Genomic DNA, 26,128 nt, shown 5'->3' on the forward strand with positions numbered 1-26,128 from the left:
GAGGCGGCCGTGACCACGATCCTGCGACTCCCCGCGGAACCCGGGCAACTCACCCTGCCCGCTCTGCTCCTGCGCAACGCCGAGGACCACGGCGACCGTCCGGCGCTCTCCTGGCGGGCCGGCGGCGACGGAACGGAATGGACGACCCTCACCTGGCAGGAGGTACGGCGCAGGACCGCCGTACTCGCCACCGGGTACAGCGCACTCGGTGTGGAGCGCGGCGAACAGGTCCTCATGATGATGGGCAACCGGCCCGAACACTGGCTGTCCGACCTGGCCCTCACCCACCTGGGGGCAGTCCCCGTCAGCGTGTACGGCACCGCGGCCCCCGAACAGATCGCACACATCGCCCGGCACAGCCGCGCCCGGTTCGCGATCGTCGAGGGCAGCCGCGAACTGGAGCGCTGGGAGCCGCTGCTCGCGGAGGACACCGTACGGCTGGAGAAGCTGGTCGTCGTGGAGGCGGCCGAGGCCGGACCCCACCGTGCGTATGGATCACTGCTGGCCACGGGCGCCCGGCTGCACCGGCCCGACGTGTTCGAGAAGGCCTGGCGGGAGTCCCGCGCTGACGACCTGCTCACCGTCGTCTACACGTCCGGCACGACCGGCGATCCCAAGGCGGTCCCGGTCACCCACCGCAGCGTGGTCCTCAATGCCCTCGCACTGGACCGGGTCGTCGAGCTCCCCGACCACGTCGAGCACATCTGCTACCTGCCCTTCGCCCACATCGCGGAGCGGGTGCTCGGCATCTATCTGCCGGTCTTCCGCGCCTCGCACGTCCACCTCTGCGCCGACCCGGCAGCCGTCGCGGCCACGGCACGAGCCCTGCACCCGGCCCAGTTCTTCGGCGTACCGAGAGTCTGGGAGAAGCTCGCAGCCTCCGTGCAGGCCGCCCTCTCCGCCCTGCCGCAGGAGCAGCGTGCGGCGATCGACGCGGCGGGCGGGACGGCCCGGCAACATGTTGCGTACCGGGAGCGCGGCGAACAACCACCGGCGGCGCTCGAAGCCGCATACCAGCATGCCAAGTCCACGATCCTGGACCCGCTGCTGGCGCCGGCCGGATTGGACCGGCTGGCGTGGGCGGCGAGCGCATCCGCACCGATGCCACTCGACGTGGTCCGCTTCTGGACCGGCTTCGGCATCGTGATCATGGATGCGTGGGGGCTGACCGAGACGGTCGGGGTCTGCACCTGCAACAGCCCGTCCGCCTTCCGGCTCGGCTCGGTGGGGCGGCCCCTGGAAGGCCTGGAACTGAAGATCGCGCAGGACGGCGAGATCCTGGTGCGCGGGCAGACGGTCTTCACGGGCTATCTGCGTGCCGACGGGACGGTGGACGACGCCCGCGACAAGAACGGCTGGTTCGCGACCGGGGACATCGGCCGGATCGACGAGGACGGCTATCTCTGGCTCAAGGACCGCAAGAAGGAAATGATCGTCACCTCGACGGGCAAGAACGTCTCGCCGGCCCTGGTCGAGAACACCCTCAAGGAACATCCCCTGATCGGCCAGGCCCTCGTCCACGGCGACGGCCGCTCCTACCTGGTCGCGCTGTTGGTCCTGGACTCCGAAACGGCGCCTGCCTGGGCGGCGGCCCACGGCATCGACGCCGACCCGTCCGCGCAGGCCGGCCATCCGGCCGTACGGGAGGAGATCGCCCGAGCGGTCGAGGCGGCCAATGCCCGGCTCAACAGCACGGAACAGATCAAGCGCTACCGGCTGCTCTCGGAGGAATGGAGCCCCGAGACAGGCGAACTGACCCCCTCGCTGAAACTGCGCCGACGGGTGATCCGCGACAAGTACGGCGCGTTGATCGACGCGCTGTACGGGGAGGGCGGCCGGGACTGACCGGGCCCGGGGCACTTGTCAGTGGTGGCTCCTACGCTGGTGTCATGTCAGGGACCACGTATGTAGGGGGAGACGCCACCGCCCCGCAGGGCAAGGGCGTCAAGCTGATCGCGCATGTCTGCAACGACCTGGGCGGCTGGGGCAAGGGCTTCGTCCTGGCCGTCTCGCGCCGCTGGCCCGAACCGGAGACGGCCTACCGCCACTGGCACCGGGAGCGCGCGGGCAACGACTTCGCCCTGGGGGCGACGCAGTTCGTCCAGGTGAGTCCGTACCTCTGGGTGGCGAACATGGTGGGCCAGCGGGGGATGCGCACGGGCAGCAAGGGGGTTGTGAGCTGCTGTCGATTTGCTGCGTCGAAGCGAGTTTTAGTGAGCGTGAGTGGGTCCTGTCGGCGGGTTCGCGGGGCGGGAGGTAGTTCTGGGGCCGAATGGGTGACCTTGGCGGCTGGTGCTCGTTGGGCGGGTGGCAGGTTTCCAGTTTTGGGGAGGGGGTGACGTGGTGGGTGGTGTGCGGGAGTTGACGGCACCGTTCGTGGTGCCCGGGCCGTGCGGGGTGGCGGTCCGGGACCGTCTCAAGCACCTCACGCCCCAGGACGAGAAGGTTTTGCGTGCGGTCGGTGAGCATCAGGGGCGTCTGGCTTCCCGTGACCTCAGGGCCCGTTGTGCGGATGGTCTGGAGCACGGCGCGGAGACCTGGGCTTCGCGTAAGCGGGACCTGACCGGGGTGCCGTCGTCGCGGATCGCCGGTGCGATCACCAAAACCACACACGATCAGTGGGCGCTCGCCCGGCGCTGTCAGGCGGCGCACATCCAGAATCTGGAAGCCGGGATCAGGACACTGCGGTACCGCCTGTCCCTCCCGATCGGCGCGAGGGGCACCAAGCGGGCAGCCGGTGGCTACCGCTCCCAGGGTGAGTGGTTCCACAAGTCTCGCCGCCTCGCGACGCTGGAAGCGCGGCATGCTGCCGCGGTCCGTGACCGGCAGGCCGGACGCGTCCGGGTGGTACGCGGCGGCAAACGCCTCCTCAACACCCGCCACCACCTCGCCGACGCCCACCTCACCGAAGAGCAGTGGCGGGAACGCTGGGAAGCGGAACGCTGGTTCATCGCCGCCGACGGCGAGTCCGGGAAACGGTTCGGGAACGAGACCATCCGCGTCACCCCGGACGGCGAGGTCAGCATCAAACTGCCTGCCCCGCTCGCACACCTGGCCAACGCCCGGCACGGCCGGTACACCCTCACCACCCGTATCGGCTTCGCGCACCGGGGCCAGGAGTGGGCCGACCGCACCGAAGCGAACCAGGCCGTCGCCTACCGCATCCACCTCGACGTGAACCGTGGCCGCTGGTACCTCACCGCATCCTGGCAACGCCCCGTCGTACAGACCATCCCGCTGGAGACTGCCCGCGGCCGGGGCATGATCGGCGTCGACACCAACGCCGACCACTTCGCCGCCTACCACCTCGACACGCACGGCAACCCCATCGGCGACCCGCACCGCTTCCCCTACGACCTCTCCGGCACCACCGATCACCGCGACGCACAGATCCGCCACGCCCTGACCCGTCTGATCAACTGGGCCAAGCAGGCCGGTGTCGCTGCGATCGGCATCGAGGACCTCGACTTCACCGCCGAGAAGACCCGCGAGAAACACGGCCGCAGGAAACGGTTCAGGCAGCTGATCTCCGGCATCCCGACCGGCAAGCTCAAGGCCCGGCTGGTCTCCATGGCTGCCGAACAGGGCCTGAGCATTGTTGCGGTCGACCCCGCCTACACCTCGATGTGGGGTGCCCAGCACTGGCAGAAACCGCTGGCCACCCCCAAGCGAAAGATGTCCCGTCATGATGCCGCCGGTATCGCGATCGGACGACGCGCCCTCGGGCATCCGGTACGGCGTCGGACGGCACCGCCCCCACACGACCGGAGTGATCGTGCGGGGCATCGGACCGCCCAGGCCGGGCCAGGTGCACGGGGGCGTGAGGGAATCCGCCCACCCGCAACGGATCACGCCCCTGGAGGCGTGCCGCCGAGCGGGACGCGAAAGCGGGGACCGAGTGCATCCAACACCGTTCGGGATGCGCCCAGTACACATCGGTGGGTCCAGGACTCACTCATGCACACTGGCTAGGAACGGTACCCGTGCGCTACGAGGCGATCGACACGGCGTTGGGGGCCGTGGCCGACCGGGCCGTCGAGCTGGGGGCTTCGGTCCATATGCCGCGGATCGGCTGCGGGTTGGCGGGCGGAAAGTGGTCCCGGATCGAGCCGCTGATAGAGAAGCGGCTGCTGAGCCGGGGAATAGCGGTGACGGTGTACGACTTCGACTAGCTTGACTCTGTCGGGGATCTTGGTGTTTCCCGGTGCGCGAGCGTGATCGGCAGGCATGCTCGTGGCTGTTTCGTAGGCCGATACAGCTGCCGAAGTGTCCGTTGTCGCTCCGTCCCCGTTCGGGTGAGCAGGTCCCGTCTTTGACCGCGCAGATCGCACGGGCGAGCAATCCGGCCGGTACGACGGCGATGTGGGTCAGAGACCGGCTGGACGGGCTGTGGAGCGACGAGGACTTCGCGGGCTGGTATCCGCGCGACGGGCGTCCCGGGCTCTCGCCCGCCCAACTGGCCACCGTCTGCGTGCTGCAGTTCCTGCTTGGCCTGTCGGACCGGCAGGCAGCCGAAGCGGTCCGCTGCCGGATCGATTTCAAGTACGCCCTGGCCATGGACCTGGACGATCCCGGCTTCCACCACAGCGTGCTGGCCGACTTCCGCGAGCGCCTCGCCCAGGACGACCGTGCCGACCGTCTCCTGGATCTGGCGCTCGCCCGCCTGAAGGAGGCCGGCGTCGTACGCGAGCGCACCACCCAGCGCACCGACTCCACCCACGTCCTGGCCGCGGTGCGCGACCTGACCCGGCTCGAACTGGTCACCGAGGCGGTCCGTGCCGCGCTTGAAGAAGTGGCCCGCACGGCCGGGCATCTGCTGGTCGGCCTGGTAGACGAGGACTGGGGGCGCCGCTACGGCCGTCCGGTCCGCCTGGGCAAGAACCCCACCCGGCCCAAGACCAGGATCCTCGCAGCCGGCGACGACGCCTGCCGACTGCTGGAGCGGCTCCACCGGGACGTGGCCAGCTACCGGCCCGGCCCACAAGCCGAGGCCCTGCGGCAGATCGTGGTGCAGAACTACCACCGCGACGCGGCAGGCCGCCTGAGCTGGCGCACCGCCGACGACAACGGGCTGCCGCCCTCCGCCTCGGCAATCGTCTCTCCCTACGACACCACGGCGCGCTACGTGCGGCACGGGCACATCATCCGTTGGAAGGGCTTCGCCGCCCATCTCACCGAGACGTCAACTCCTCCCGCCACCAACCGACGCTGTCAGCCAGGTGACGGCGGGCGACCGGGCTCCGCTCCGCCTCCCAGCGGGCGAGCCACGGGGTGACCGAGGAGCTCGCGGTCACGCAGCTCTCGAACACCACACACGCGGCGATGGGCGGCGACTCCGCCCGCAGGGTCTGCGTCCACCATGCCTCCAGGAAACCGGCCACTGCCCCGGCCTGCTCGCCGGGCCACCGCGACCAGCCTGCCGCGGCCAGTCCACGGGCCATGAGATCGGGCTCGGCCATGCCCTCGGTGAGCACCACGACGAGCTGCGGCAAGATCCGCCGAATGATCACAGGCTGGTCATCCCAGTGGAAGGGATCTTTCTGCGCGACCCGGCGGACAAGGTCCGTCGGGAGCGGGACGTCAGGAGTCCGCAGCAGCTCGACTCTTTTGCTCAACTTCCTTGATTTCAAAGAAGTGTGACGGTTCGTCGCATCCAAGGAGTCAAAGATACAAATACTATCGACTTGTTTCATCAGTTGCGTCGACACCGTCGACGCGCAAGCGCCGAAGAAGGCACCCCGGGGGCCCGTGCGCACCGGCCCGGAAGCGATCGCATACTGGATCGCACAAGGGTCGGGCGCCGAGCCGCACGCCCCGCCGACCGTCGGGAGCACCGCATGAACACCGAAGCAGCCAGAGGTGGCACCGCCGCCCCGCCGCCACCCGACGGCGTGCTCTGGAGCCTCTCCGGCGACATCCGCGCCCTCCTGATGCTGCCTGCCGCCCTCACTCTCCAGGTCGCCCACCCGGCGGTCGGTGCGGGCGTCGACGAACACTCCGTCTTCCGTACGGACCCGTGGGGGCGCGGCGAGAGGTCGCTGCGATCGCTCCAGCTATGGGTGTACGGGGGCGAGGCGGCCGCCGAGGAAGGCCGCAGGCTCCGCAAGCTGCACCGCACCATTCAGGGCACCGACACCCGGGGGCGCCGTTACCATGCGTTGTCCCCCGCGAACTATGCGTGGGTGCACGCCACGGGCTTCCCCGTCTACCAGCACGCCGCGCGCTATCTCGTCCGGCCGCTCACCGACGCGCAGGAACGGGCCCTGTACCGGGAGTGGCTGCAGGTAGGCAGGATTCTCGGCATTCACGACCGGGACATGCCGCAGACGATCGAGGAATTCTGGCCGTACTTCCGAAAGGTGCTGGCCGACGAGATCGAGCTGACCGTCGTCGTCGAGGACCTGATCGCCACCGACCGCCCCGTACCGCCGCCGGACCGTGGGCCGCTGCCGGCCCGGCTGCTGCTGAAGGCGCTGTGGCCGGTGCTGTTCCCGCCGCTGGCCCGGTTCCGCCGTTTCGTGACCATCGGGCTGATGCCGCCGGACGCACGGGCGGCGATCGGGCTCGAGTGGACGGATGCGCAGGAGCGGAAGCTGCGGCGGTTCTGCGGGGTGGTGCGGCGCGTCGTGCCCGTGCTGCCCGAGCGGCTGCGCTATCTGCCGTACGCGCGCCGGGCGCGGGCGGCGCATCGCGAGGCCGTCCGGGGTGACGGGAAGCTCAGGCGGAAGCCCGGTGTACCAGTTGGGTCGGCGTGATCACCGATTCGAGCTCGTCACCCTCGCCCTCGCCGATCAGCCGCCGCATCAGCATCCGCACCATCAACCTGCCCATTCCCTCGATGTCCTGACGGACCGTCGTCAGCGGGGGCTCGGTGGTCTCGGCTATCGGCGCCATGTCGTCGAAGCCGACCAGGGCCACCTCCTCCGGCACCCTGCGGCCGCGCTCGCGCAGCACCCGCAGGGCACCCGAGGCCATCAGGTCGTTGGCGGCGAAGACCGCGTCCAGATCGGGGTGGTGCTCAAGGAGTTGCGTCATCGCCCGTGCGCCGCCCTCGACGGTGAAGTCGCCTTCCGCGAGCAGTGCCGGATCGCCTTCGGGCAGCACATCGCGGTAGCCGTCGATCCGGTCGAGCGCCGATGTCTGGTCGCGCGGTCCGGCGATGTGCGCGATCCGCCGACGGCCGAGGGAGACGAGATGGCGTACGGCCTCGGCTGCGCCGCCCCGGTTGTCGCAGTCGACGTAGGGAACGGCCAGTTCGGACGCAGCACCCGGCCGGCCGGGGCGGCCGCCGTAGACCGTGGGCACCCGGAACCGGCGGATGAGGGAAGGGAGCTCGTCGTCCATGTGCAGCGAGAACGCCAGCGCGCCGTCCACATGGCCGCCGGCCAGATAGCGGGCGACCCGGTCGAAGTCCCCGCTGCCCTCCACCAGGAGCAGTACCAACTGGGCGTCGTACACGTTCAGTTCACGGCTGATGCCGCGGATCTGCTGGGAGAAGAACGGGTCGGAGAAGATCCGGAACTCCGGCTCGTCGATGATCACGGCGACCGCGCCGTTGCGCCGGGTGACCAGGGTCCGCGCGGCGTGGTTCGGAACGTAGCCGAGCTCGTCGACCGCCTTGCGTACCTGTTCCACGAGCGGCTGCCGCACCCCCGCCCCGCCGTTCACCACCCGGGAGGCCGTCGCCCGTGAGACCCCGGCGAGGGCTGCCACGGCTTCCAGTGTGGGGCGGACATCGCGAGGGGAGTCGGGGGTCGGACCGGGCAAGGGACGCTCCTCGTACGCGCGGGATTCGGGCCGGATACGGCCGGGGTCGGCCGGACAGCACCGACGCCATCAGCCTAACCGTCCGCCCCGGCCGTCCGCCGGGCACCGTCGCCCCGCCGAGGAGGGCGGGGCGATGGTGCCCGGAGCCGATCCGCGGACCGTCAGCGGTGGTCGTGAATCGTGTTCGTGGCCGCGATCTGCTTCCATGAAGCGGGCTTAGCGGGCTGCGCGTTCGCGCGCAAGGAGCGCGCCGCGGCCGCCGCCGGGGCCTGAGGCCGCGTCGGCTGGTACAGCCAGGTGTCGAAGAAGTCGGCGAGCGGCCGGCCCGAGACCCGTTCCGCGTACGTCACAAAGTCCCCCACGCTCGCGTTCCCGTAGGCATGCTCGGCCGGCCAGCCCTTCAGCAGCTCGAAGAACGTCTCGTCGCCCACCTTGTCGCGCAGCGCCTGGATCGCCAGCGCACCCCGGTCGTAGACGGCCGCGTCGAACTGGTTGTCGGGGCCCGGGTCGCCCGGCTTCACTGTCCAGAAGGCGTCGTCCGCCGGATGCTGGGCGTAGGTGTAGTCGGCCAACTCCTGCGTGGTGCCCTCGCCCTCCTTCTCCGACCACAGCCACTGGCTGTAGCGGGCAAAGCCCTCGTTGATCCAGATGTCCTTCCAGCCCTTGACGGACACGCTGTCGCCGTACCACTGGTGCGCCAGCTCATGGACGACGACCGAGACGTTCGCACCGTTCGCGAACTGCTTCGGGCTGTAGAAGGGCCTGGTCTGCGTCTCCAGCGCGAACCCGCTCTTCACATTGGGGGAGTAACCGCCGAGCGCATCGAAGGGATACGGTCCGAAGACCTCCGTCAGCCACTCGGCGACCTCGGTGGTCCGCTCGATGCTGGCGCGTGCCGCACCGCCGTTGGCGCCGAGGTCCCTGCTGTACGCGTTGACGACCGGCAGCCCGTCCGACGTGGTGTCCGTGGTGATGTCGAACTTGCCGATCGCCAGCGTCGTCAGATACGTCGCCTGCGGCTTGTCGGCACGCCAGTTGAAGCGGGTCCAGCCGAGCTTCGAACTCTGCGACTGGAGCACGCCGTTGCTGATCGCCTGGGTGCCGTCGGGCACGGACACGGAGATGTCGTACGTGGCCTTGTCCAGCGGGTGGTCATTGCTGGGGAACCACCACACGGCCGAGTCCGGCTCCTGCGCGGCCACCGCGCCGTCCGGGGTACGGGCCCAGGAGGTCCAGCCGTTGATCTTCAGCTCCGACGGCTTCCCGGCGTACCGCACGACCACCGAGACGGCCTTGCCCTTCGCCAGGGGTGCAGCCGGGGTGATCTCCAGTTCCTGGTCGCCGCTCCTGGCGTAACCGGCCTTTTTGCCGTTCACCCGCACCTCGGAGACGTCCAGCCCGAAGTCGAGGTCGAAACGGGAGAGCTCCTGGGTGGTCGTGGCGAGGATCGTCGCCGTGCCCTCCAGCAGGTCGGTCGCGGGCTGATACTTCAGCCGCAGGTCGTAGTGGGAAACGTCGTAGCCGCCATTGCCACTGGCCGGGTAATAGGGGTCGCCGATGCCCGGGGCGCCCGCGGTGCCTTCGGCGGCCGAGGCCGGGATCGCCAGCAGCAGGGAGGCCGCGAGTGCGCTAGGGACGATGAATCTGCGGTGCACGAATGCTCCAAGTCGTCGGGGCGAATGATCTTTCGAACCGTCACGTCGACACTATTCAGCGACTGTTGCATCAGTCGTGTCCATGGCCACAGCTGTCACACGATCGCCATCCGGCCGACATGGCACACGGTAGCGGTACGTCATGGGCATGTAATATTCACCGATGATCGCCCCCTGTTGCCCAGGAGTTGACCGGGGTACCTTCCGCCCATGCCGATACGTGCGCGGGGTACCCGCTTGACGTACAGATCGCTGGTGGTGGTGGCGGCCGTCGCCGCCCTGATGACCGTCCTGCTCTCACCGGCAGGTGCACAGGGCGCCGCACGGCCCCCGGAGAACAGCGCCCATCAATCCAGATCCCTGGAGAGCGGGCCCGTCTACTCGTACGAGAACGCCGTCCGCGAATCCGTCTGGGTCGACACCGGGCTGGACGGCGACGGAAACGGGAAGAGCGACCGCGTCGCCGTCGACGTCGTCCGGCCGCGCGAACCCGCCCGACAGGGCCGGAAAATTCCCGTGATCATGGATGCCAGCCCGTACTACTCCTGCTGCGGCCGCGGCAACGAGAGCCAGCTCAAGACGTACGACACCGACGGCCGGCCCGTCCAGTTCCCCCTCTACTACGACAACTACTTCGTGCCGCGCGGCTACGCCTTCGTCGCCGTCGATCTGGCCGGTACCAATCGCTCCGACGGCTGTATCGACGTCGGTGGCCGCTCCGATGTGCAGTCCGCCAAGGCCGTCGTCGACTGGCTGAACGGCCGCGCCCGCGGCTACACCACGCGTACCGGCGGCGACCACGCCACGGCCGGCTGGTCCAACGGCCGCACCGGAATGATCGGCAAGAGCTATGACGGCACCATCGCCAACGGTGTCGCGGCGACCGGAGTGGACGGGCTGCGGACCATCGTGCCGATCAGCGCCATCTCGTCCTGGTACGACTACTACTTCGCCCAGGGCGCCCCTCTCTACAACAGCGGCCCCGACTGGCTCTCCGACTATGTGGAGAGCCCCGAGGCGCGCGGGCGCTGCGCCGCCGTCCAGCAGCAGCTCGTCGACGAGGCACCGCGCACCGGTGACCTGACGAAGCTGTGGAGCGACCGCGACTACGTGAAGGACGCCCGCAAAGTGCGGGCCAGCGTCTTCGCCGTACACGGCATGCAGGACCTCAACGTCCGCACCAAGCACCTCGGCCCTTGGTGGGACGCCCTCGCGGACCAGGGCGTGGAGCGCAAGATCTGGCTCTCGCAGACCGGACACGTCGACCCGTTCGACTACCGGCGCGCCGAGTGGGTCGACACGCTGCACCGCTGGTTCGACCACTACCTCCTCGGTTACGACAACGGCATCGAGCGTGAACCGATGGCCGACATCGAACGTCACCCCGACCAGTGGTCCACCGACAAGGTCTGGCCGCCCCGTACCACGCACACCGCCACCGTGCGCCCCGGCTCCGGCAGCGCGCCCGGCGTCGGCGCCCTCGCCCTGAAGCCCGCCCGCCCCGGCGCCACCGAGACGGTCACCGACGATCCGGCGCAGAGCGAGACGGAGTGGGCCGCCGACCTGGACCGGACCACGGGCGCCAAGGCCGGATTCCGCACCGCGCCGCTCACCCGGGACCTTCGGCTCTCCGGATCGTCCACGGTGACCGTCACCGCCACCCCGACCACATCGACCGCCCATCTCTCCGCGGTCCTCGTGGACATCGGCCCCGACACCGTCCGCGACTACGGATCGTCCGGCGAAGGCATCACCACTCTCGACGACCGCACCTGCTGGGGCGCGAGCACGACCGGGGACAGCTCCTGCTTCAAGGACACCCGGGCCGACACAGTCACGGTCGACCGGACCGTCATCAGCCGCGGCTGGGCAGACCTCGGCACCTACGCCTCCGCCGGACACGGCCGCCCCCTCACCCCGGGCAGGGCCTACACGATCACCATCGACCTGGCGGCCACCGACCATGTCGTCCCGGCCGGACACCGCCTCGCCCTGATCGTCGCCGGCACCGACCGGGACCTCATCGACCCGCCGGACTCCAAGCCCACGCTCACCCTCGACCTGGCCCGTACGTCCGCGAAGCTGCCGTTCGTCGGCGGCGCCGGAGCCTTCGTACGTGCCACCGCGGGTTCCGCACCCGCGACAGCCACCCCCCGCGCAGTCCACTCCGAGGGCGTGGCGCTGCCGCGTCCCGCCCATCGCATCCCGGGAGGCAGCCGCTCATGACACCCCGTATCCCGACCGCCCGCCGGCCCGTCCGCCGCAACCTGGTCCTGACGGCCGCGGCGGCCGTCCTGGCCGTACCCCTGGTCACCGTGCCCGCCGAGGCCGCGCACGCCCAGCCCCGTACCGGCTTCGAAATCAGCAACGGGGCCCGCTGGACCGGCCAGCCGGAGGAACAGTCCTTCCTGGCAGCAGTCGACCGGGGCAGCGACAGGGTCTCCGTCGACCGGATCGGCACGACGAAGCAGGGCCGCCCGCTCCAGCTCGTGCGCATCGGCAACCACCGACCCACCGCCGGCACGATGCTGCTGATCTGCAGTCAGCACGGCGACGAACCATCCGGCCGCGAAGCGTGTCTGACGACCATTCGCGATCTGGCCTACGCCCAGGACCGGTCGACCCGCGCCTTCCTCTCCCGTACCAATGTCCTCGTCGTGCCCACCGCCAACCCCGACGGGCGCGCCGCGAACACCCGCGGCAACTCCGACGGCGTCGACATCAATCGCGACCACATCGCGCTGCAGACCGCCGAGGCCCGTGCCATGGCGGCGGTCATCCGCGACCGGAAGCCCGATGTGATCTACGACCTGCACGAGTACGGGGCCACCCCGCCGTACTACGACAAGGACCTCTTCGTCCTGTGGCCCCGGAACCTCAACGCCTCCGACCGGGTGCACGGTGAATCGCAGACCCTCGCCGAAGGGTATGTACGCCCCACCGCCAAGGAGGCCGGCTACAGCAGCGGCCTCTACGGCATCTGGACCGACCCGGTCACCGGCGACCCGATCAAACAGACGGCGGGCGACGGACAGGAGCGCATCCTGCGCAACACCTCCGGTATCAAGCACGCCGTCGGCCTGCTCATAGAATCCCGCGTCGATGCGCTCACCGACGCCGAGAAGGCCGACCCGGCACTCAACAGCCGACGCCGCGTGAACTCGCAACTAGTCGCATTGGACGGCCTGTTCGCCTTCACCGACGAGCGGCGCGGCCGGATCGAGGCCGCCACCGCCGCATCCCGCGCCGCGGGTCTCAAGGACCGCGGTCCCATCTATCTCGGCGGTGCCGACAACGAGTCACCCCAAGCCGGTCAGGTCCTTCAGGACCCGCCGTGCGGATACCGGCTCACCAAGGCCCAGTTCGACGACATCAAGGACGAACTCGCCCTGCACGGCGTCACCTCCCGGCCCGACGGTGACGGAACGTACGTACCGCTGCGGCAGCCGGCCCGGAATCTGATCCCGCTCCTCCTGGACGAGCGGGCGACATATCACCTCACAAACGGTCAAGCCGATACCGCTTGTTGATCCCATGAGATGAGCGCCACGTGTGGTACTGCCTACGGAGAGTGAAATCACAGCTTCCGTGAAAGGTGCCATTCGTGTCGCAGGACGAACAGAGAACGGGTGGCCGGGGGGATCTGCCGGTGACGGCGGACCTCCCCGGTGACCCGAACCGGGACCGGAGCCCCACGACCGACCAGGTGGTGTTCTCGGTCACCGCCGTCCTCACTCTCGCCTTCGTGGTCTGGGGAGCCACTGCCACCGACTCGCTGGAGGGCGTCTCCAGCTCCATGCTCAACGCTCTGATCCACAATGGTGGTTGGGCCTTCATGCTCGCCGCGTCCGGCTTCGTGGTCTTCGCCCTGTGGCTCGCCATCAGCCGCTACGGGAAGATCGCACTCGGGCAGGAAGGGGAGGAGCCCGAATTCCACACCGTGTCCTGGGTCGCCATGATGTTCAGCGCCGGCATGGGCATCGGCCTGATGTTCTACGGAGTTGGCGAGCCGCTCGCCCACTTCACCAGCCCGCCACCCGGCACCCACCCCGTCGACGCCGCCGAGGCGATGCAGACGGCAATGGCCACCACCCTGTTCCACTGGACGTTCCACCCCTGGGCGATCTACGCAGTGGTCGGCCTGGCCATCGCGTACAGCACCTTCCGGCGCCGCAGAAGGCAGACGATCAGCGCCGTCTTCGAGCCGCTCATCGGTTCCCGGCATGCCCATGGTGGTCTCGGCCGGCTGATCGACATCCTCGCCATCTTCGCCACCCTCTTCGGCTCCGCCGCATCACTGGGTCTAGGCGCCCTCCAGATCGGCAGCGGTTTCCATGAGCTGCACTGGAAGGAGAAGACCGGCACCGGACTCCTGGTGCTGATCATCGGGGCGCTGACCGTCGCCTTCGTGGCCTCGGCGATCTCCGGCGTGGAGAAGGGCATCCAGTGGCTCTCCAACACCAATATGGTGCTCGCCCTGACCCTCGCCGTCTTCGTCTTCATCGCGGGTCCCACCATTATCGTGCTCGACCTGCTGCCCACTTCGATCGCCGCCTACTTCGGCAATCTGGCCCAGCTCGCCGGGCGTACCGAGGCGACCGGCAAGGGCGAGGTGGCCGAGTGGCTCGGCAACTGGACCGTCTTCTACTGGGCTTGGTGGATCTCCTGGACGCCCTTCGTGGGCATGTTCATCGCCCGCATCAGCCGCGGTCGCACCATCCGCCAGTTCATCGGCGGAGTCATCCTGGTGCCCAGCACCGTCAGCCTGGTCTGGTTCGCGATCTTCGGCGGTACGGCGATCAACCTGCAGGAGGCCGGCAGGCTCGGCACCGCCGTCACCCAGGAGGCCCAGCTCTTCGGAGTGCTCCAGCAGTTCCCGATCGCAACGGCGATGAGCCTGCTGGTCATGATCCTGGTCGGTATCTTCTTCGTCTCGGGCGCGGACGCCGCATCCATCGTGATGGGCACGCTCTCTCAGCAGGGCATCCTCGAACCGGCCAAGTGGATCGTCGTCTTCTGGGGCGTGGTCACCGGAGCGGTGGCGGCGATCATGCTGCTCATCGGCAACGGCGAGGGTGACGCGCTCGCCGGACTCCAGAACCTGACGATCCTGGTGGCCGCGCCGTTCACCTTCGTGATGATCGGTATGTGCGTGGCGCTGATGCGGGACCTGCGTCAGGACCCGCTGATCGTACGACGTGAGTTCGGCGTGGAAGCCGTCGAATCAGCGGTCATCGAAGGGCATGCGAAGTATGCCGGCGACTTCGAGATCCGGATCGGCCCGGGCGGCAGCCGGATCACCACCGGGCTGCACGAGGACCAGGGCCCGGAACCGGGGCCCGCCGGCCCACCGAGCCCGCAGGACGACTGACGACTCCCGCCGCCCGACCAGCAGCTCGGCGGTCCGGTCTCCCGCCCCCACCATCCGCGCCCGCACCTGCACCTGCTCCTGCTCTGCGAACCGTGACCGGCCGGGCTGCTCCGCCCTGCCCGGCCGCCGATTAGGATCGACACCCTGATGACTGCCACTCTCGTCGCCAAAGACCTCGCCGCCGGACACGGCGACCGCACACTCTTTGCCGGACTCGACCTCGTCGTCGCGCCCGGTGATGTGATCGGTCTCGTCGGTGTCAACGGCGCCGGTAAATCGTCCCTGCTCCGGCTGCTCGCCGGACTCGACCGGCCGGAGGAGGGCGAGCTGCGGCTCTCCCCGCCCACCGCCACCGTCGGCCACCTCCCGCAGGAGCCGGAGCGGCGTCCGCAGGAGACCGTGCGGGAGTTCCTGGCCCGCCGCACCGGCGTCGCCGACGCCCAGACCGCGATGGACGAGGCGACGCAGGCCCTGGTCGACGGGGCGCCGGGCGCGGACGACGCGTACTCCGAGACGCTGGAACGCTGGCTGGCTCTCGGCGGGGCGGACCTGGACGAGCGTGCCGAGGAGGTCGCCGCCGACCTCGGACTGACCGTCGGCCTCGACCTGCCGATGACCGCACTCTCCGGGGGCCAGGCAGCCCGTGCGGGCCTGGCTTCCCTCCTGCTCTCCCGCTATGACGTCTTCCTGCTCGACGAGCCCACCAACGACCTCGACCTGGACGGCCTGGAGCGGCTGGAGCGCTACGTCTCCGGGCTGCGCGCAGGCACGGTCGTCATCAGCCACGACCGCGAATTCCTGATGCGTACGGTCACCAAGGTCCTCGAACTGGACCTGGCCCAGCAGCAGATCAACCTGTACGGCGGCGGATACGCGGCCTACCTGGAGGAGCGCGAGCGGGCTCGCAGGCATGCCCGTGAGGATTTCGAGGAGTACGCCGACAAGCGCTCCGCCCTCGAAGGCCGCGCGCAGATGCAGCGCGGCTGGATGGACAAGGGCGTCAAGAACGCTCGCCGCAAGGCCACCGACAACGACAAGGTCGGCCGCAAGTTCCGCAGCGAATCGAGCGAGAAGCAGGCCGCGAAGGCCAGGCAGACCCAGCGCATGATCGAACGGCTCGATGTCGTCGACGAGCCGCGCAAGGAGTGGGAACTGCGGATGGAGATCGCCGCCGCACCCCGCTCCGGCTCGGTCGTGGCAACCCTCCGCGAAGCGCAGGTCGTACGCGGCGACTTCAGCTTCGGCCCGGCGTCCCTGCAGATCGACTGGGCGGACCGGGTCGCCATCACCGGTGCCAACGGAGCGGGCAAGTCCACCCTCCTCGCCGCACTTCTGGGCCGCCTCCCGCTGGATGCCGGGCATGCGACGCTCGGCTCGGGAGTGGTGGTCGGAGAGGTCGACCAGGCGCGCAAGCTGTTCCACGGCTCGGAGTCGCTTCTGGAGGCGTTCTGCGTGGCCGTCCCCGACACCGAACCGGCTGAAGTCCGTACGCTGCTCGCCAAGTTCGGCCTGCGCGCGGACCATGTGATGCGTCCCGCGACGACACTCTCACCGGGCGAACGCACGAGGGCGGCGCTCGCCCTGCTTCAGGGCAGGGGCGTCAACCTCCTCGTCCTCGACGAGCCGACGAACCACCTCGATCTGCCCGCGATCGAGCAGCTGGAATCGGCGCTGGAGACGTACACGGGGACGCTGCTGCTGGTCACGCACGACCGCCGAATGCTGGAAGCGGTACGGACGACGCGGCGCGTCGAGGTGATGGACGGCAAGGTGAAGGAGCAGTGAGGGGCTCCGCAGGCATTTTCAGCCCGCCCGGCGTTCGAGGACATCTTTTGAGCCCCTCCGGCGTTTGAGGAGCGAGGTCCGGGGCGGAGCCCCACGCGGCGGAGCCGCATATCGATACTGCCGGGAAGAGGCGGGGAGGGGAGGGCCCAGCGCAGCGGACCGCGCCCCGCCCCCACCCACCCCCGACGCGTCAGCCCCTCTTACCGCCCTGCTTCGGATCTGCCAGCCCGGCCCGCCGCAACGCATCCGCCATCGCGCTGTTCACCGGCGCCGGCGCCGGACGGGCAGAGCCGCCGCCACCGCGCCGGTCACGGTCCTGACCGCCCTGCACCTGCCGCTGCCGCGGCGGCCGGCCACCCTGGCCACCACCCTGGCCACCACCCTGGCCGCCTCGCTCGCCCCGCTCCCGCCTGGGCCCGCCGCCCTGGGACGCGCCCCCTGCCGACGCCTCGTCGTCCAGCCGCAGCGTCAGCGAGATCCGCTTCCGCGGAATGTCGACATCCATGACCTTGACCTTCACGATGTCGCCAGGCTTCACGACGTCCCGCGGGTCCTTCACGAAGGTGCGCGACATCGCCGACACATGCACCAGGCCGTCCTGATGCACACCGATGTCCACGAACGCACCGAACGCCGCGACATTGGTCACGACGCCCTCCAGCACCATCCCGGACACCAGATCACCGATCTTCTCGACGCCCTCCTTGAAGGTGGCCGTCTTGAACGCGGGGCGCGGGTCACGCCCCGGCTTCTCCAGCTCCTTCAGGATGTCGGTAACGGTCGGCAGACCGAATTTCTCGTCCACGAAGTCGTCGGCCCGCAGTGACCGCAGCACACTCGTGTTACCGATCAGCGAGGCGACGTCACTGCCTGTCCGCTTCACCATCGTCCGGACCACCGGGTACGCCTCCGGGTGCACGCTCGACGCGTCCAGCGGATCGTCGCCCCGGATGCGCAGGAAGCCCGCGCACTGCTCGTACGCCTTCGGGCCCAGCCGCGCCACGTCCTTGAGCGCCTTGCGTGACCGGAACGGCCCGTTCGCATCACGGTGCGAGACGATGTTCTCGGCGAGCCCCGAGCCGATTCCCGAGACCCGTGAAAGCAGCGGCGCCGACGCGGTGTTGACGTCGACACCGACACCGTTCACACAGTCCTCGACGACCGCGTCCAGCGAGCGCGACAGCTTCACCTCGGACAGGTCGTGCTGGTACTGGCCGACACCGATCGACTTCGGGTCGATCTTCACCAGCTCCGCGAGGGGGTCCTGCAGCCGCCGCGCGATCGAGACGGCGCCGCGCAACGACACGTCCATGTCGGGGAGCTCCTGCGAGGCGAAGGCCGAGGCCGAGTACACCGACGCGCCCGCCTCCGACACCATCACCTTGGTGAGCTTCAACTCGGGGTGCTTGTCGATGAGTTCTCCGGCGAGCTTGTCGGTCTCGCGGGACGCCGTACCGTTGCCGATCGCGATCAGGTCGACGGCGTGGGCCTTCGCCAGCTGCTCCAGCTTGGCCAGCGACTGGTCCCACTTGTTCGCCGGGACGTGCGGGTGGATGACATCCGTCGCGACGACCTTGCCGGTCGCGTCGACGACGGCGACCTTCACACCCGTGCGGAAACCGGGGTCGAGCCCCAGTGTGGCCCGAGTCCCGGCCGGCGCGGCAAGCAGCAGATCGCGCAGGTTCGACGCGAAGACGCGTACCGCCTCGTCCTCCGCCGCCGTACGCAGCCGCAGCCGCAGATCGATACCGAGGTGCACCAGGATCCGGGTCCGCCAGGCCCAGCGCACGGTGTCGCCGAGCCACTTGTCGCCGGGGCGGCCGCGGTCGCCGACCCCGAATCGCCGGGCGACCATGTTCTCGTACGTCGAAGGGCCGGGTGTCTCGGAGGGCTCCTCCGGCTCCATGACCAGGTCGAGCACGTCCTCCTTCTCGCCCCGCAGCATCGCGAGCACCCGGTGCGAGGGCAGCGCGGTGAACGGCTCCGCGAAGTCGAAGTAGTCGGCGAACTTCGCCCCCGCCTCCTCCTTGCCGTCCCGCACCTTGGCGGCCAGCCGCCCGCGCGACCACATGCGCTCACGGAGCTCACCGATCAGATCGGCGTCCTCCGAGAATCGCTCGGTGAGGATGGCGCGGGCCCCCTCCAGCGCGGCCGCACCGTCCGCGACGCCCTTGTCGGCGTCGACGAAGGCGGCTGCGGCGGCGAGCGGTTCCACCGACGGGTCGCCGAGCAGGCCGTCGGCGAGCGGTTCGAGCCCCGCCTCCCTGGCGATCTGAGCCTTCGTGCGCCGCTTGGGCTTGAACGGCAGATAGATGTCCTCAAGGCGCGCCTTGGTGTCGGCGGCCCGGATCTGCGCCTCCAGCGCCTCGTCCAGCTTGCCCTGTTCGCGTACCGAGTCGAGGATCGCCGTACGACGGTCCTCCAGCTCCCGCAGATACCGCAGCCGCTCCTCGAGCGTGCGCAGCTGCGCATCGTCGAGCATCTCGGTCGCTTCCTTGCGGTAGCGCGCGATGAACGGCACGGTCGACCCGCCGTCGAGCAGCTCGACGGCCGCCTTCACCTGCCGCTCGCGTACGCCGAGCTCCTCGGCGATCCTGCCTTCGATGGACGTCGTCACGGTTCTACCGACTCGCCTTCTCGTACTGGCTGTACTGGCTGTACTTACCGGGGCGGGGCCCCTTCGCCTGCATTGTGCCGGGTGGCCGGGCGCCGTGTCGCCCGACCACCCCACTTGTCGGCCGGTCGGCGGCTCAGCCCTTGCCGATCAGATCGGCCGGGAATGCGCCCGCCGAGGCCGCCGTGAACAGGAATCCGCGCGCCAGCTCGGTCAGCCGCGCCACACCCTCCTCGCCCAGATGCTCGTACGGGGCCTGGTCCATCCGGTCCGTGGCGTCCTCCAGATCCGCCCGCAGTGCGACACCCGCCTCCGTCAACTCGCCCTCGCCGTCCAGGAGTCCACGCCCGCGCAGCCGCTCGGACGCCTCCTCCCAGTCGCTGCGGCGCCAGCCGCGGGTGGCGAGGACCCAGCGCGGGGACATTCCCTTGCCGGTCGCCGTGTGGCTGACCAGGGCCTCCATCGGGTCGAGACCGGCCGCGAGGAGAGCTGCGAGATGGCCGTCGCCGCGGTGTTCGCGCAGCAGTGTCCCCGCGTGCCAGTACGCCAGATGCGGCTGCTCGGGGACCGGAAGATCGGCATGGGCGGCGTAGAGCGGCCGGGCGTGTCGGGTGCACGCCTCGGCGGCGCGGAGCGCCAGTCCGGCCGCCTCGGCCAGTTCGGGGGAGGCGATGATCTCCTCGCCCAGCAGTCGGCGCAGCGTGGAGTCGGCGGCGCGCAGCCGGGCGTCCAGGACCGCCTGCGGCGAGACGACGGACCACACGGCGGGCAGGTGCCGGGCGACGAGCTCGTGGTTGAAGTTGTAGAAGGCCGCGGTGACCGTGCCGGGGCCGACGGCGCCCAGCGCCGCCCCGCGCGCGGCGAGGTAGGCGGCGTTCGAGTCGTCGATGCCGAGCTCTCCGAGCTCCTTGCCGAGGTCGGGGGAGAAGTAGACCGTCGAGTGCAACGGGTTGATGGCGTTGTGACAGCGGCGTCCGGCGCGCGGCGGCAGAGTACTCATACGAGAACGTTACCGACTGGTCGGTACGTCCCGTAAGCCCGGGGCGACGCCCAATCCGTGCGAGCCTTGACATGGCAGAAAAGGTGGGCTTTTCGTCATTGCGGACATGCTCCCGGTTGCCCAGGATGGCAGTCATGACGCAGCGATCCGTACTCGTCGTACTCTTCGACGGCGTTCAGAGCCTCGATGTGACCGGCCCCGTGGAGGTCTTCGCCGGGGCCTCGCCCTTCCCCGGAGCCGGGTACGAACTGCGCACCGCCTCCCCCGACGGCGCCCCGGTCCGTACCAGCAGCGGCCTGACCCTCGTCCCGGACGGCGGCCTCGCCGACGCCGAACCGCCGCACACCCTCCTCGTCCCGGGCGGCGAGGGCACCCGAACCCCCGACCCGGCGCTCGTCGACTGGCTGCGGGACCACGCCCCGCACGCCGAACGGCTCGTCTCCGTCTGCACCGGTGCGCTGCTGCTCGCCGCGGCCGGACTGCTGGACGGGCACCGGGTGACCACGCACTGGACGGTCTGCGAGCACCTCGCCCGCAGCTACCCGGCCGTCGAGGTCGACCCGGACCCGATCTTCGTACGCGACGGCAGGCTGGCCACCTCCGCCGGAGTCACCGCCGGTATCGACCTCGCCCTCGCACTGGTCGAGGAGGACCACGGCCGGGACATCGCGCTCACCGTCGCCCGCCACCTGGTGGTCTTTCTGCGCAGACCCGGGAACCAGGCCCAGTTCAGCGCCCAGCTCACCGCCCAGACCGCCCGGCGCGAACCGCTGCGCGAGGTCCAGCACTGGATCACCGAGCACCCCGGCGACGATCTCTCCGTCGAGGCGCTCGCCGCCCGAGCCCGCCTCTCGCCCCGCCACTTCGCCCGAGCCTTCCAGGCGGAGACGGGCCTCACACCGGGCCGTTACGTCGACCGGGTACGCCTCGAACACGCCCGTCGGCTGCTGGAGGACACCACCGACGGCATGACCGGCATCTCACGCGCCTGCGGCTACGGCACCCCGGAGGCCATGCGCCGCGCGTTCACCAAGGCCCTCGGCACAGCACCCGCCGAATACCGCCGGCGCTTCCGCACCCAGCCCGCCATCGACTGACCGAACGAAAGGAACCCCATGCAGATCGCCATCGTCCTCTTCGACCGCTTCACCTCGCTCGACGTCGTGGGCCCCTACGAAATGCTGGCCCGCACCCCCGGCGCCGAGACGGTGTTCGTCGCCGAACGGACCGGCCCCGTGCGCAACGACAACGGGAGCCTCGCGCTCGTCGCCGACAAGACCTTCGCCGACGTACCGGCACCGGATGTGATCGTCGTCCCCGGCGGCCCCGGCCAGAGCGACCAGATGGAGAACGAGACACTGCTCGGCTGGCTGCGCACGGCCGACGCCACCAGCACCTGGACCACCTCAGTCTGCACCGGTTCGCTGCTGCTCGCCGCGGCCGGACTGCTGAAGGGCCGCCGCGCCACATCGCACTGGCTCGCGCTGGACATCCTGAAGGGCTTCGGCACCGACGTGACCGGCGAACGCGTCGTCTTCGACGGCAAGTACGTCACGGCAGCGGGCGTCTCCTCAGGCATCGACATGGGGCTCACCCTGCTCGGCCGGATCGCGAACGACGAGCACGCCGTGGCCGTACAGCTGCTGACCGAGTACGACCCGCAGCCGCCGTACGACGCGGGCTCACCGGCGAAGGCCCCCGCGGCAATGGTCGAGGAGTTCCGCGCCAAGAGCCGCTTCATCCTTGAGCAGTAGCCGCGGGGGCGTCACGACCCCGTCGTCCAGGTGAAGCGCGGCGCGCGCCGCTCCAGGAACGCGGCGACACCCTCCGCGGTGTCGCCGCTGCGCCGCGCCTGCTCCGCCCAGTACACGTCGCGGTCCTCGCGCCCGGTGGCGAATTCCTTCGCTGCCGCCTGCGTCAGCCGCGAGCGCGCTGCCAGGGTGCGTACGTACGAGTCGACCCGCTTGTCCAGCTCACCGGCCGGCAGCACCTCGTCCACCAGACCGGTCCTCAGTGCCCGTGCGGTGTCGATCAGCTCGCCGGAGAACAGCAGATGCTTCGCGGCGGCCGGGCCGATCAGCGCCACCAGCCGCCGGGTCGACGACGCTGCGTACACGATCCCGAGTTTGGCCGGTGTCACGCCGAACGACGCACTCTCCTCGGCGAACCGCAGATCGCAGGCGGCCGCGAGCTGGCTGCCGCCACCCACGCAGTAGCCGCGGACCGCCGCCAGCGTCGGCCCGGGGAACGCGGCCAGCGCCTCCTCGGCCGCCACGGCGAGCGCCTGCGGATCGCCCGCCGGATCCCGCAGCGAGGAGATGTCCGCACCGGCACAGAAGGTGCCCCCCGCGCCCGTCAGCACCAGCACCCGGACCGCGGGGTCGGCGGCCAGCCGCTCCAGCAGACCGGGCAGCGCGCTCCACATCGCGGCCGTCATCGCATTGCGTTTGGCGGGGTTGCTGATGACGACAGTGGCGACACCGCCCGCGACGGTGTGCTCCAGCCGGGGTTCCGTACGGTCCATGCGCCGGATGCTATCCGTACGGTTCGAACCTATGATCAGGAAGGGGTCGCCGGACAGGCACGCACCGTGAGGAGCTTCCCGTGGCCGATCCCGCAGCCGAGGGCAAGAAGCTGAGCCGCAGTTTCGGCTGGCTGGCGCTGCTCGGCACCCTTCTCGTCGTGGCCGGGCTGGTCGGCCTCGTCTACACCGGCGTCGCGACGCTCACCTCGATGCTCCTCTTCGGCTGGCTTCTGCTGATCGGCGGCCTCGTCGGGCTGCTCCACGCCATCGAGTCCCGCGGCACCAACTACTTCTGGCTGGGCGTCGTGGTGGCCGCACTGAACATCGCCGCCGGTGTCGTCGTCCTGCGCCATCCGCACGGCACGGCGGAGGCGCTGACCATGTTCGCCGCGCTGCTCTTCCTGACCGGTGGGGTGTTCCGGCTGGTGGGCAGCGTCGTGGTGCGTGGTCCGCAGTTCGGCTGGACGCTGCTGCAAGGAGCCTTCGGCCTGCTGCTGGGGTTGCTGGTGCTCTTCGACTGGCCGCACAGCAGCCTCTACGTGCTCGGCCTCTTCTTCTCGCTGGCGCTGCTCTTCGACGGGCTCGGCCTGATCGCGATCGGGGTCGGCGGCCGCCGTATCGTCTCCATGGTCTCGGATCAACAGGTGGCCGGAGAACTGCCGGACGCGCCCACCGGAGAGGATCAGGACCGGTCCAGGAGTTGAACGTTTCGAGCTTGTCCGGTCAAAACCTGTCGATAGAAGTCGACTTTTGTGCAGTAGCACGGTCCGGGCCAACTACGCCCCGCACTCTGTACTCGACGTGCAGTCACCATCGAGTCGAGAGCGGGTACCGGACTATGGAGAGCCGCGGGAGTGTCCCCGCCCGGCCCGCGTCGTACGAGGGAGTCTGGCGGTTCACCGCCCCGGCCGTGGACGTCTCCGTACCGCAGGCCAGGCACGCTGTACGCGATCTGCTGAACCGCCAGGGCGTGCCGATGGACGACGACATCACCGAGGGCCTGCTGCTCATCGTCTCCGAGCTGGTCACCAATGCCGTGAAGCATGCCGCGCTGCTCTCGCCGGAACTCGCCGTCGAGGTGGCCGTCGGCGCGGAGTGGGTCAGAGTGTCCGTCGAGGACAACCATCCCTACCGTCCGACGGCCCTGGAGACGGACTACGCGCAGACCGGCGGGCGCGGCCTGCTCCTGGTCCGGGAGATCACCCGGGAAGCGGGCGGCGCCTGCGATATGGAACACACCGCAGGCGGCGGAAAGATCATCTGGGCGGCACTGCCGCTGCGCCCGCAGCTCTGACCACCCGCATTCGCTGCGGCACCCGGTGCCCTCCGACCGTTACCAGCCGGCGGACGGTCCGGTCAGCTCCCTGATCGCCGGCCGTGCGGCATCCAGCACCGTCATGAACCAGGCCGAGAACGGCGCCCGGGCATGCTGTTCGGTCAGCTCATCGGCTGTCACGAACGCGGTCTCGCCGACTTCCTCCGGGTCCGGGTGCAACCGGTCCTGCGCCATTCCCACGAAGAGATGGTTGAACTCCTGCTCCACCAGGCCGGAGGCCGGGTCGGGGTGGTTGTAGCGGACCGTGCCCGCCTCCGCCAGCAGGGAGGGCGAGACCCCCAGCTCCTCGTACGTACGCCGGGCGGCGGCGGCGAAGGGCGCCTCACCCGGGTAGGGGTGACCGCAGCAGGTGTTCGACCAGACACCGGGGGAGTGGTACTTGCCGAGCGCGCGGCGCTGCAGCAGCAGCCTGCCCTGCTCGTCGAAAAGGAACACCGAGAAGGCCCGGTGCAGTCGACCGGGCGGCTGATGTGCGGCGAGCTTCTCCGCCGTACCGATGGTGGTGCCGTTCTCATCGACCAGTTCGAGCATGATCGCTTCTGCTGTGCCGTTCGACGAGCTGTTCGCCGCGGTGGCTGGTGTGGTCGGCATACCCATCCTTCGCTATGGTCCCGGCCTCGTGCGCCGGTCCCGTCGAGTCCGCTCAAGTCTGCCGTACAAAAGCCGCTTGTCCGCACTTCGGGTCCTGGCATGTCCGGCCCCGCCGCACCACGGGGCACGGCAGGGCCGGACGGCACATCAGACGCCGAAAGCCACCGGGTAACGGATCGTGCCCTGCGGCACCGGCACGGAGTCGTCGAGCACCAGGGCCATCATCGCTTCGTCCGGGACGTCGAAGCCCGGCCGGATCCCGTACCGGGACGCCGGTACGAAACCGAACCTCGGGTAGTACTCGGGATGACCGAGTACCAGGACGAGCGGCTCGCCCCGCAGCCGGGCCGCGTCGAGCGCGGCCCGCACCACGGCCTGTCCGGCACCCTGCCGCTGACGGTCCGGGGCCGCCGCCACCGGGGCCAGCGCGAGCGCCGGCGCGTCCCCGACCCGGCACCGGGTCAGCAGCGCGTACGCCGCGATGTCGCCGTCCGGGCCGTCCAGCGCGACATACCCGAGGCCGGGCAGCCAGGCCGCCGGATCGGAGCGCAGCGCGTCGACGAGAGCGGCTTCGTCCGGCGTCGGGAACGCTGCGGCGTTGACCGCGTGCACGGCCTCGATGTCCGCCGTCGTCTCCGGCCGGGTCGTCCAGTGCGGGTCGGCGGGGCGCAGTACGTAGCAGGCGTAGCCGTACTCCGTACCGTGGTCGCGCCGCATGGCCAGCTCCGCGCGGCTAGCCGCGAGCGCCCACTCCATACCGGGAGCCGATGCATCGGCGGCCTCGACACGCTCGGCGAGCGGGACGTAGTACTCGTCCCAGTCGCTGTCGGGCTGCACCCGCACCCCGAGGACGTGGTAGCCGGCCGCCACGGCCGCCGCGGTGTTGGCCGACACGGGGCGCAGGGAGGTTTCCTGCTCCCAGAAGACGCGGGCTTCGTCCGTCGGCGCGTCCGTCGTCCAGACGCACTCGCTGACGACGAGGGAGCCGCCCGGGGCGAGCAGCCGCTTCCAGTCACGCAGAGCGGTGTCGAAACCGATGATGTACGCGGACCCCTCGGCCCAGACGAGATCGAACGATCCATCCGGAAAGTCGGGACCGGAGAGCTCGGCCATGTCGGCCCGGACCGTATTGATGCGCTCGCCGAGCCCACGGGCTTCGGCCGCCTCGCGCAATTCGTCGAGGAACGGCTCGTGGAGATCGACGGCGGTCACCTCGGCGCCCGCCTCGGCGGCGAGCAGCAGTGCGGCGCGGCCGGGCCCGCAGCCCAGATCCAGGACGCGCGGGCGGCGCGGCAACGGGCCGGGGAGCCCCAGCAGCCGCCGGGTGGTGGCATCGGAGCCGGGGCTCTGCCGGGGAAGGTTGTGGTGCAGGGAGAAGAACGCCTCGGCACGGACGGCGTGATCGTTGTCGGTCAACGTGGGAAACCCTTGTGCGCGAGGGCTTCGGCCAACGTGTCGACCCGGTGCGAGTCGAGCGCTAGCCGA

20 protein-coding genes and 2 pseudogenes are annotated in these 26,128 nt (G+C 70.0%); 14 read left to right on the top strand and 8 right to left on the bottom strand.

Features of this window, described 5'->3' with window-relative positions; all coding sequences use genetic code 11:
• Positions 1 to 9: 9 nt before the first annotated feature.
• The 5 genes and pseudogenes from ACZ7IB_RS12880 (at position 10) to ACZ7IB_RS12900 (ending at position 5,275) form a co-directional block, all read left to right on the top strand.
• Positions 10 to 1,845 carry an AMP-dependent synthetase/ligase gene (locus tag ACZ7IB_RS12880; RefSeq protein ID WP_470912124.1) on the top strand — a complete coding sequence of 612 codons (1,836 nt, stop codon included), beginning with the start codon at positions 10 to 12 and terminating at the stop codon, positions 1,843 to 1,845.
• A gap of 44 nt (positions 1,846 to 1,889) precedes the next feature.
• Positions 1,890 to 2,177, top strand: a pseudogene (locus ACZ7IB_RS12885) (macro domain-containing protein); the annotation flags it as partial.
• A 166-nt stretch (positions 2,178 to 2,343) separates the two neighbouring features.
• Complete coding sequence (locus ACZ7IB_RS12890; protein ID WP_470912480.1) at positions 2,344 to 3,972, top strand: IS200/IS605 family accessory protein TnpB-related protein; 1,629 nt, start codon at positions 2,344 to 2,346, stop codon at positions 3,970 to 3,972.
• Positions 3,918 to 4,172: pseudogene (locus ACZ7IB_RS12895) on the top strand (macro domain-containing protein); the annotation flags it as partial. The gene ACZ7IB_RS12890 and the pseudogene ACZ7IB_RS12895, both read left to right, overlap by 55 nt.
• 140 nt (positions 4,173 to 4,312) lie before the next feature.
• Positions 4,313 to 5,275 carry a transposase gene (locus ACZ7IB_RS12900; protein ID WP_470912126.1) on the top strand — a complete coding sequence of 321 codons (963 nt, stop codon included), beginning with the start codon at positions 4,313 to 4,315 and terminating at the stop codon, positions 5,273 to 5,275.
• On the opposite strand, the gene ACZ7IB_RS12905 is transcribed toward ACZ7IB_RS12900, so the two are convergent.
• Positions 5,172 to 5,615 (bottom strand): hypothetical protein, encoded by a 444-nt coding sequence (locus tag ACZ7IB_RS12905; protein WP_470912129.1) that lies wholly within the window; start codon positions 5,613 to 5,615, stop codon positions 5,172 to 5,174. The two genes, ACZ7IB_RS12900 and ACZ7IB_RS12905, sit on opposite strands and share 104 nt — an antisense overlap.
• Positions 5,616 to 5,837: 222 nt before the next feature.
• Here ACZ7IB_RS12905 and ACZ7IB_RS12910 point away from each other — a divergent pair, with 222 nt between their 5' ends.
• Positions 5,838 to 6,755 (top strand): oxygenase MpaB family protein, encoded by a 918-nt coding sequence (locus tag ACZ7IB_RS12910; RefSeq protein ID WP_470912131.1) that lies wholly within the window; start codon positions 5,838 to 5,840, stop codon positions 6,753 to 6,755.
• On the opposite strand, the gene ACZ7IB_RS12915 is transcribed toward ACZ7IB_RS12910, so the two are convergent.
• A complete protein-coding gene (locus tag ACZ7IB_RS12915) occupies positions 6,718 to 7,767 on the bottom strand; it encodes a LacI family DNA-binding transcriptional regulator (RefSeq protein WP_470912134.1) in 1,050 nt (349 codons plus the stop codon). The genes ACZ7IB_RS12910 and ACZ7IB_RS12915 overlap by 38 nt on opposite strands.
• Before the next feature lie 161 nt (positions 7,768 to 7,928).
• Positions 7,929 to 9,422 carry a M1 family metallopeptidase gene (locus ACZ7IB_RS12920; protein WP_470912136.1) on the bottom strand — a complete coding sequence of 498 codons (1,494 nt, stop codon included), beginning with the start codon at positions 9,420 to 9,422 and terminating at the stop codon, positions 7,929 to 7,931.
• Positions 9,423 to 9,632: 210 nt separating this feature from the next.
• Between ACZ7IB_RS12920 and ACZ7IB_RS12925 the strand changes: the two genes are divergently transcribed.
• From ACZ7IB_RS12925 to ACZ7IB_RS12940, 4 genes are all read left to right on the top strand, one after another.
• Positions 9,633 to 11,648 carry a Xaa-Pro dipeptidyl-peptidase gene (locus ACZ7IB_RS12925; RefSeq protein WP_470912140.1) on the top strand — a complete coding sequence of 672 codons (2,016 nt, stop codon included), beginning with the start codon at positions 9,633 to 9,635 and terminating at the stop codon, positions 11,646 to 11,648.
• On the top strand, positions 11,645 to 12,952 hold the full coding sequence (locus tag ACZ7IB_RS12930) for a M14 family metallopeptidase (protein ID WP_470912143.1): 1,308 nt from the start codon (positions 11,645 to 11,647) through the stop codon (positions 12,950 to 12,952). The genes ACZ7IB_RS12925 and ACZ7IB_RS12930 overlap by 4 nt, the downstream gene beginning before the upstream one ends.
• Before the next feature lie 74 nt (positions 12,953 to 13,026).
• Positions 13,027 to 14,793: a BCCT family transporter gene (locus ACZ7IB_RS12935; protein WP_470912145.1), complete on the top strand. Its 1,767-nt coding sequence runs from the start codon at positions 13,027 to 13,029 to the stop codon at positions 14,791 to 14,793.
• Positions 14,794 to 14,940: 147 nt separating this feature from the next.
• Complete coding sequence (locus tag ACZ7IB_RS12940) at positions 14,941 to 16,578, top strand: ABC-F family ATP-binding cassette domain-containing protein (RefSeq protein WP_470912147.1); 1,638 nt, start codon at positions 14,941 to 14,943, stop codon at positions 16,576 to 16,578.
• 190 nt (positions 16,579 to 16,768) lie between these two features.
• Here the strand turns inward: ACZ7IB_RS12940 and ACZ7IB_RS12945 are convergent, their stop codons facing one another.
• The gene (locus tag ACZ7IB_RS12945; protein WP_470912149.1) at positions 16,769 to 19,195 is read right to left on the bottom strand and encodes a Tex family protein; all 2,427 of its coding nucleotides are present in this window, start codon (positions 19,193 to 19,195) and stop codon (positions 16,769 to 16,771) included.
• Between the two features lie 133 nt (positions 19,196 to 19,328).
• Positions 19,329 to 20,192, bottom strand: a complete 864-nt coding sequence (locus ACZ7IB_RS12950) for an SCO6745 family protein (protein WP_470912151.1) — start codon at positions 20,190 to 20,192, stop codon at positions 19,329 to 19,331.
• A 134-nt stretch (positions 20,193 to 20,326) separates the two neighbouring features.
• On the opposite strand from ACZ7IB_RS12950, the gene ACZ7IB_RS12955 reads away from it, so the two are divergent.
• Together ACZ7IB_RS12955 and ACZ7IB_RS12960 are read left to right on the top strand one after the other, a co-directional pair.
• On the top strand, positions 20,327 to 21,289 hold the full coding sequence (locus ACZ7IB_RS12955; RefSeq protein WP_470912153.1) for a GlxA family transcriptional regulator: 963 nt from the start codon (positions 20,327 to 20,329) through the stop codon (positions 21,287 to 21,289).
• Positions 21,290 to 21,307: 18 nt separating this feature from the next.
• On the top strand, positions 21,308 to 21,946 hold the full coding sequence (locus tag ACZ7IB_RS12960; RefSeq protein WP_470912155.1) for a DJ-1/PfpI family protein: 639 nt from the start codon (positions 21,308 to 21,310) through the stop codon (positions 21,944 to 21,946).
• A gap of 11 nt (positions 21,947 to 21,957) precedes the next feature.
• Here the strand turns inward: ACZ7IB_RS12960 and ACZ7IB_RS12965 are convergent, their stop codons facing one another.
• Entirely contained in the window at positions 21,958 to 22,716 is a 759-nt protein-coding gene (locus tag ACZ7IB_RS12965; protein WP_470912157.1) for an enoyl-CoA hydratase/isomerase family protein, read from the bottom strand.
• 80 nt (positions 22,717 to 22,796) lie between these two features.
• Between ACZ7IB_RS12965 and ACZ7IB_RS12970 the strand changes: the two genes are divergently transcribed.
• Together ACZ7IB_RS12970 and ACZ7IB_RS12975 are read left to right on the top strand one after the other, a co-directional pair.
• Positions 22,797 to 23,420: an HdeD family acid-resistance protein gene (locus ACZ7IB_RS12970; protein ID WP_470912159.1), complete on the top strand. Its 624-nt coding sequence runs from the start codon at positions 22,797 to 22,799 to the stop codon at positions 23,418 to 23,420.
• Positions 23,421 to 23,554: 134 nt separating this feature from the next.
• Positions 23,555 to 24,010: an ATP-binding protein gene (locus ACZ7IB_RS12975; protein ID WP_470912161.1), complete on the top strand. Its 456-nt coding sequence runs from the start codon at positions 23,555 to 23,557 to the stop codon at positions 24,008 to 24,010.
• 39 nt (positions 24,011 to 24,049) lie between these two features.
• Here ACZ7IB_RS12975 and idi read toward each other — a convergent pair whose 3' ends face one another.
• Positions 24,050 to 24,643 (bottom strand): isopentenyl-diphosphate Delta-isomerase, encoded by a 594-nt coding sequence (idi, locus tag ACZ7IB_RS12980; RefSeq protein WP_470912163.1) that lies wholly within the window; start codon positions 24,641 to 24,643, stop codon positions 24,050 to 24,052.
• Between the two features lie 147 nt (positions 24,644 to 24,790).
• Positions 24,791 to 26,059, bottom strand: coding sequence for a bifunctional class I SAM-dependent methyltransferase/N-acetyltransferase (locus ACZ7IB_RS12985; RefSeq protein ID WP_470912165.1), 1,269 nt, complete (start codon positions 26,057 to 26,059; stop codon positions 24,791 to 24,793).
• Between the last annotated feature and the right edge of the window lie 69 nt (positions 26,060 to 26,128).

This window comes from Streptomyces sp. NPDC037301, assembly GCF_055602785.1.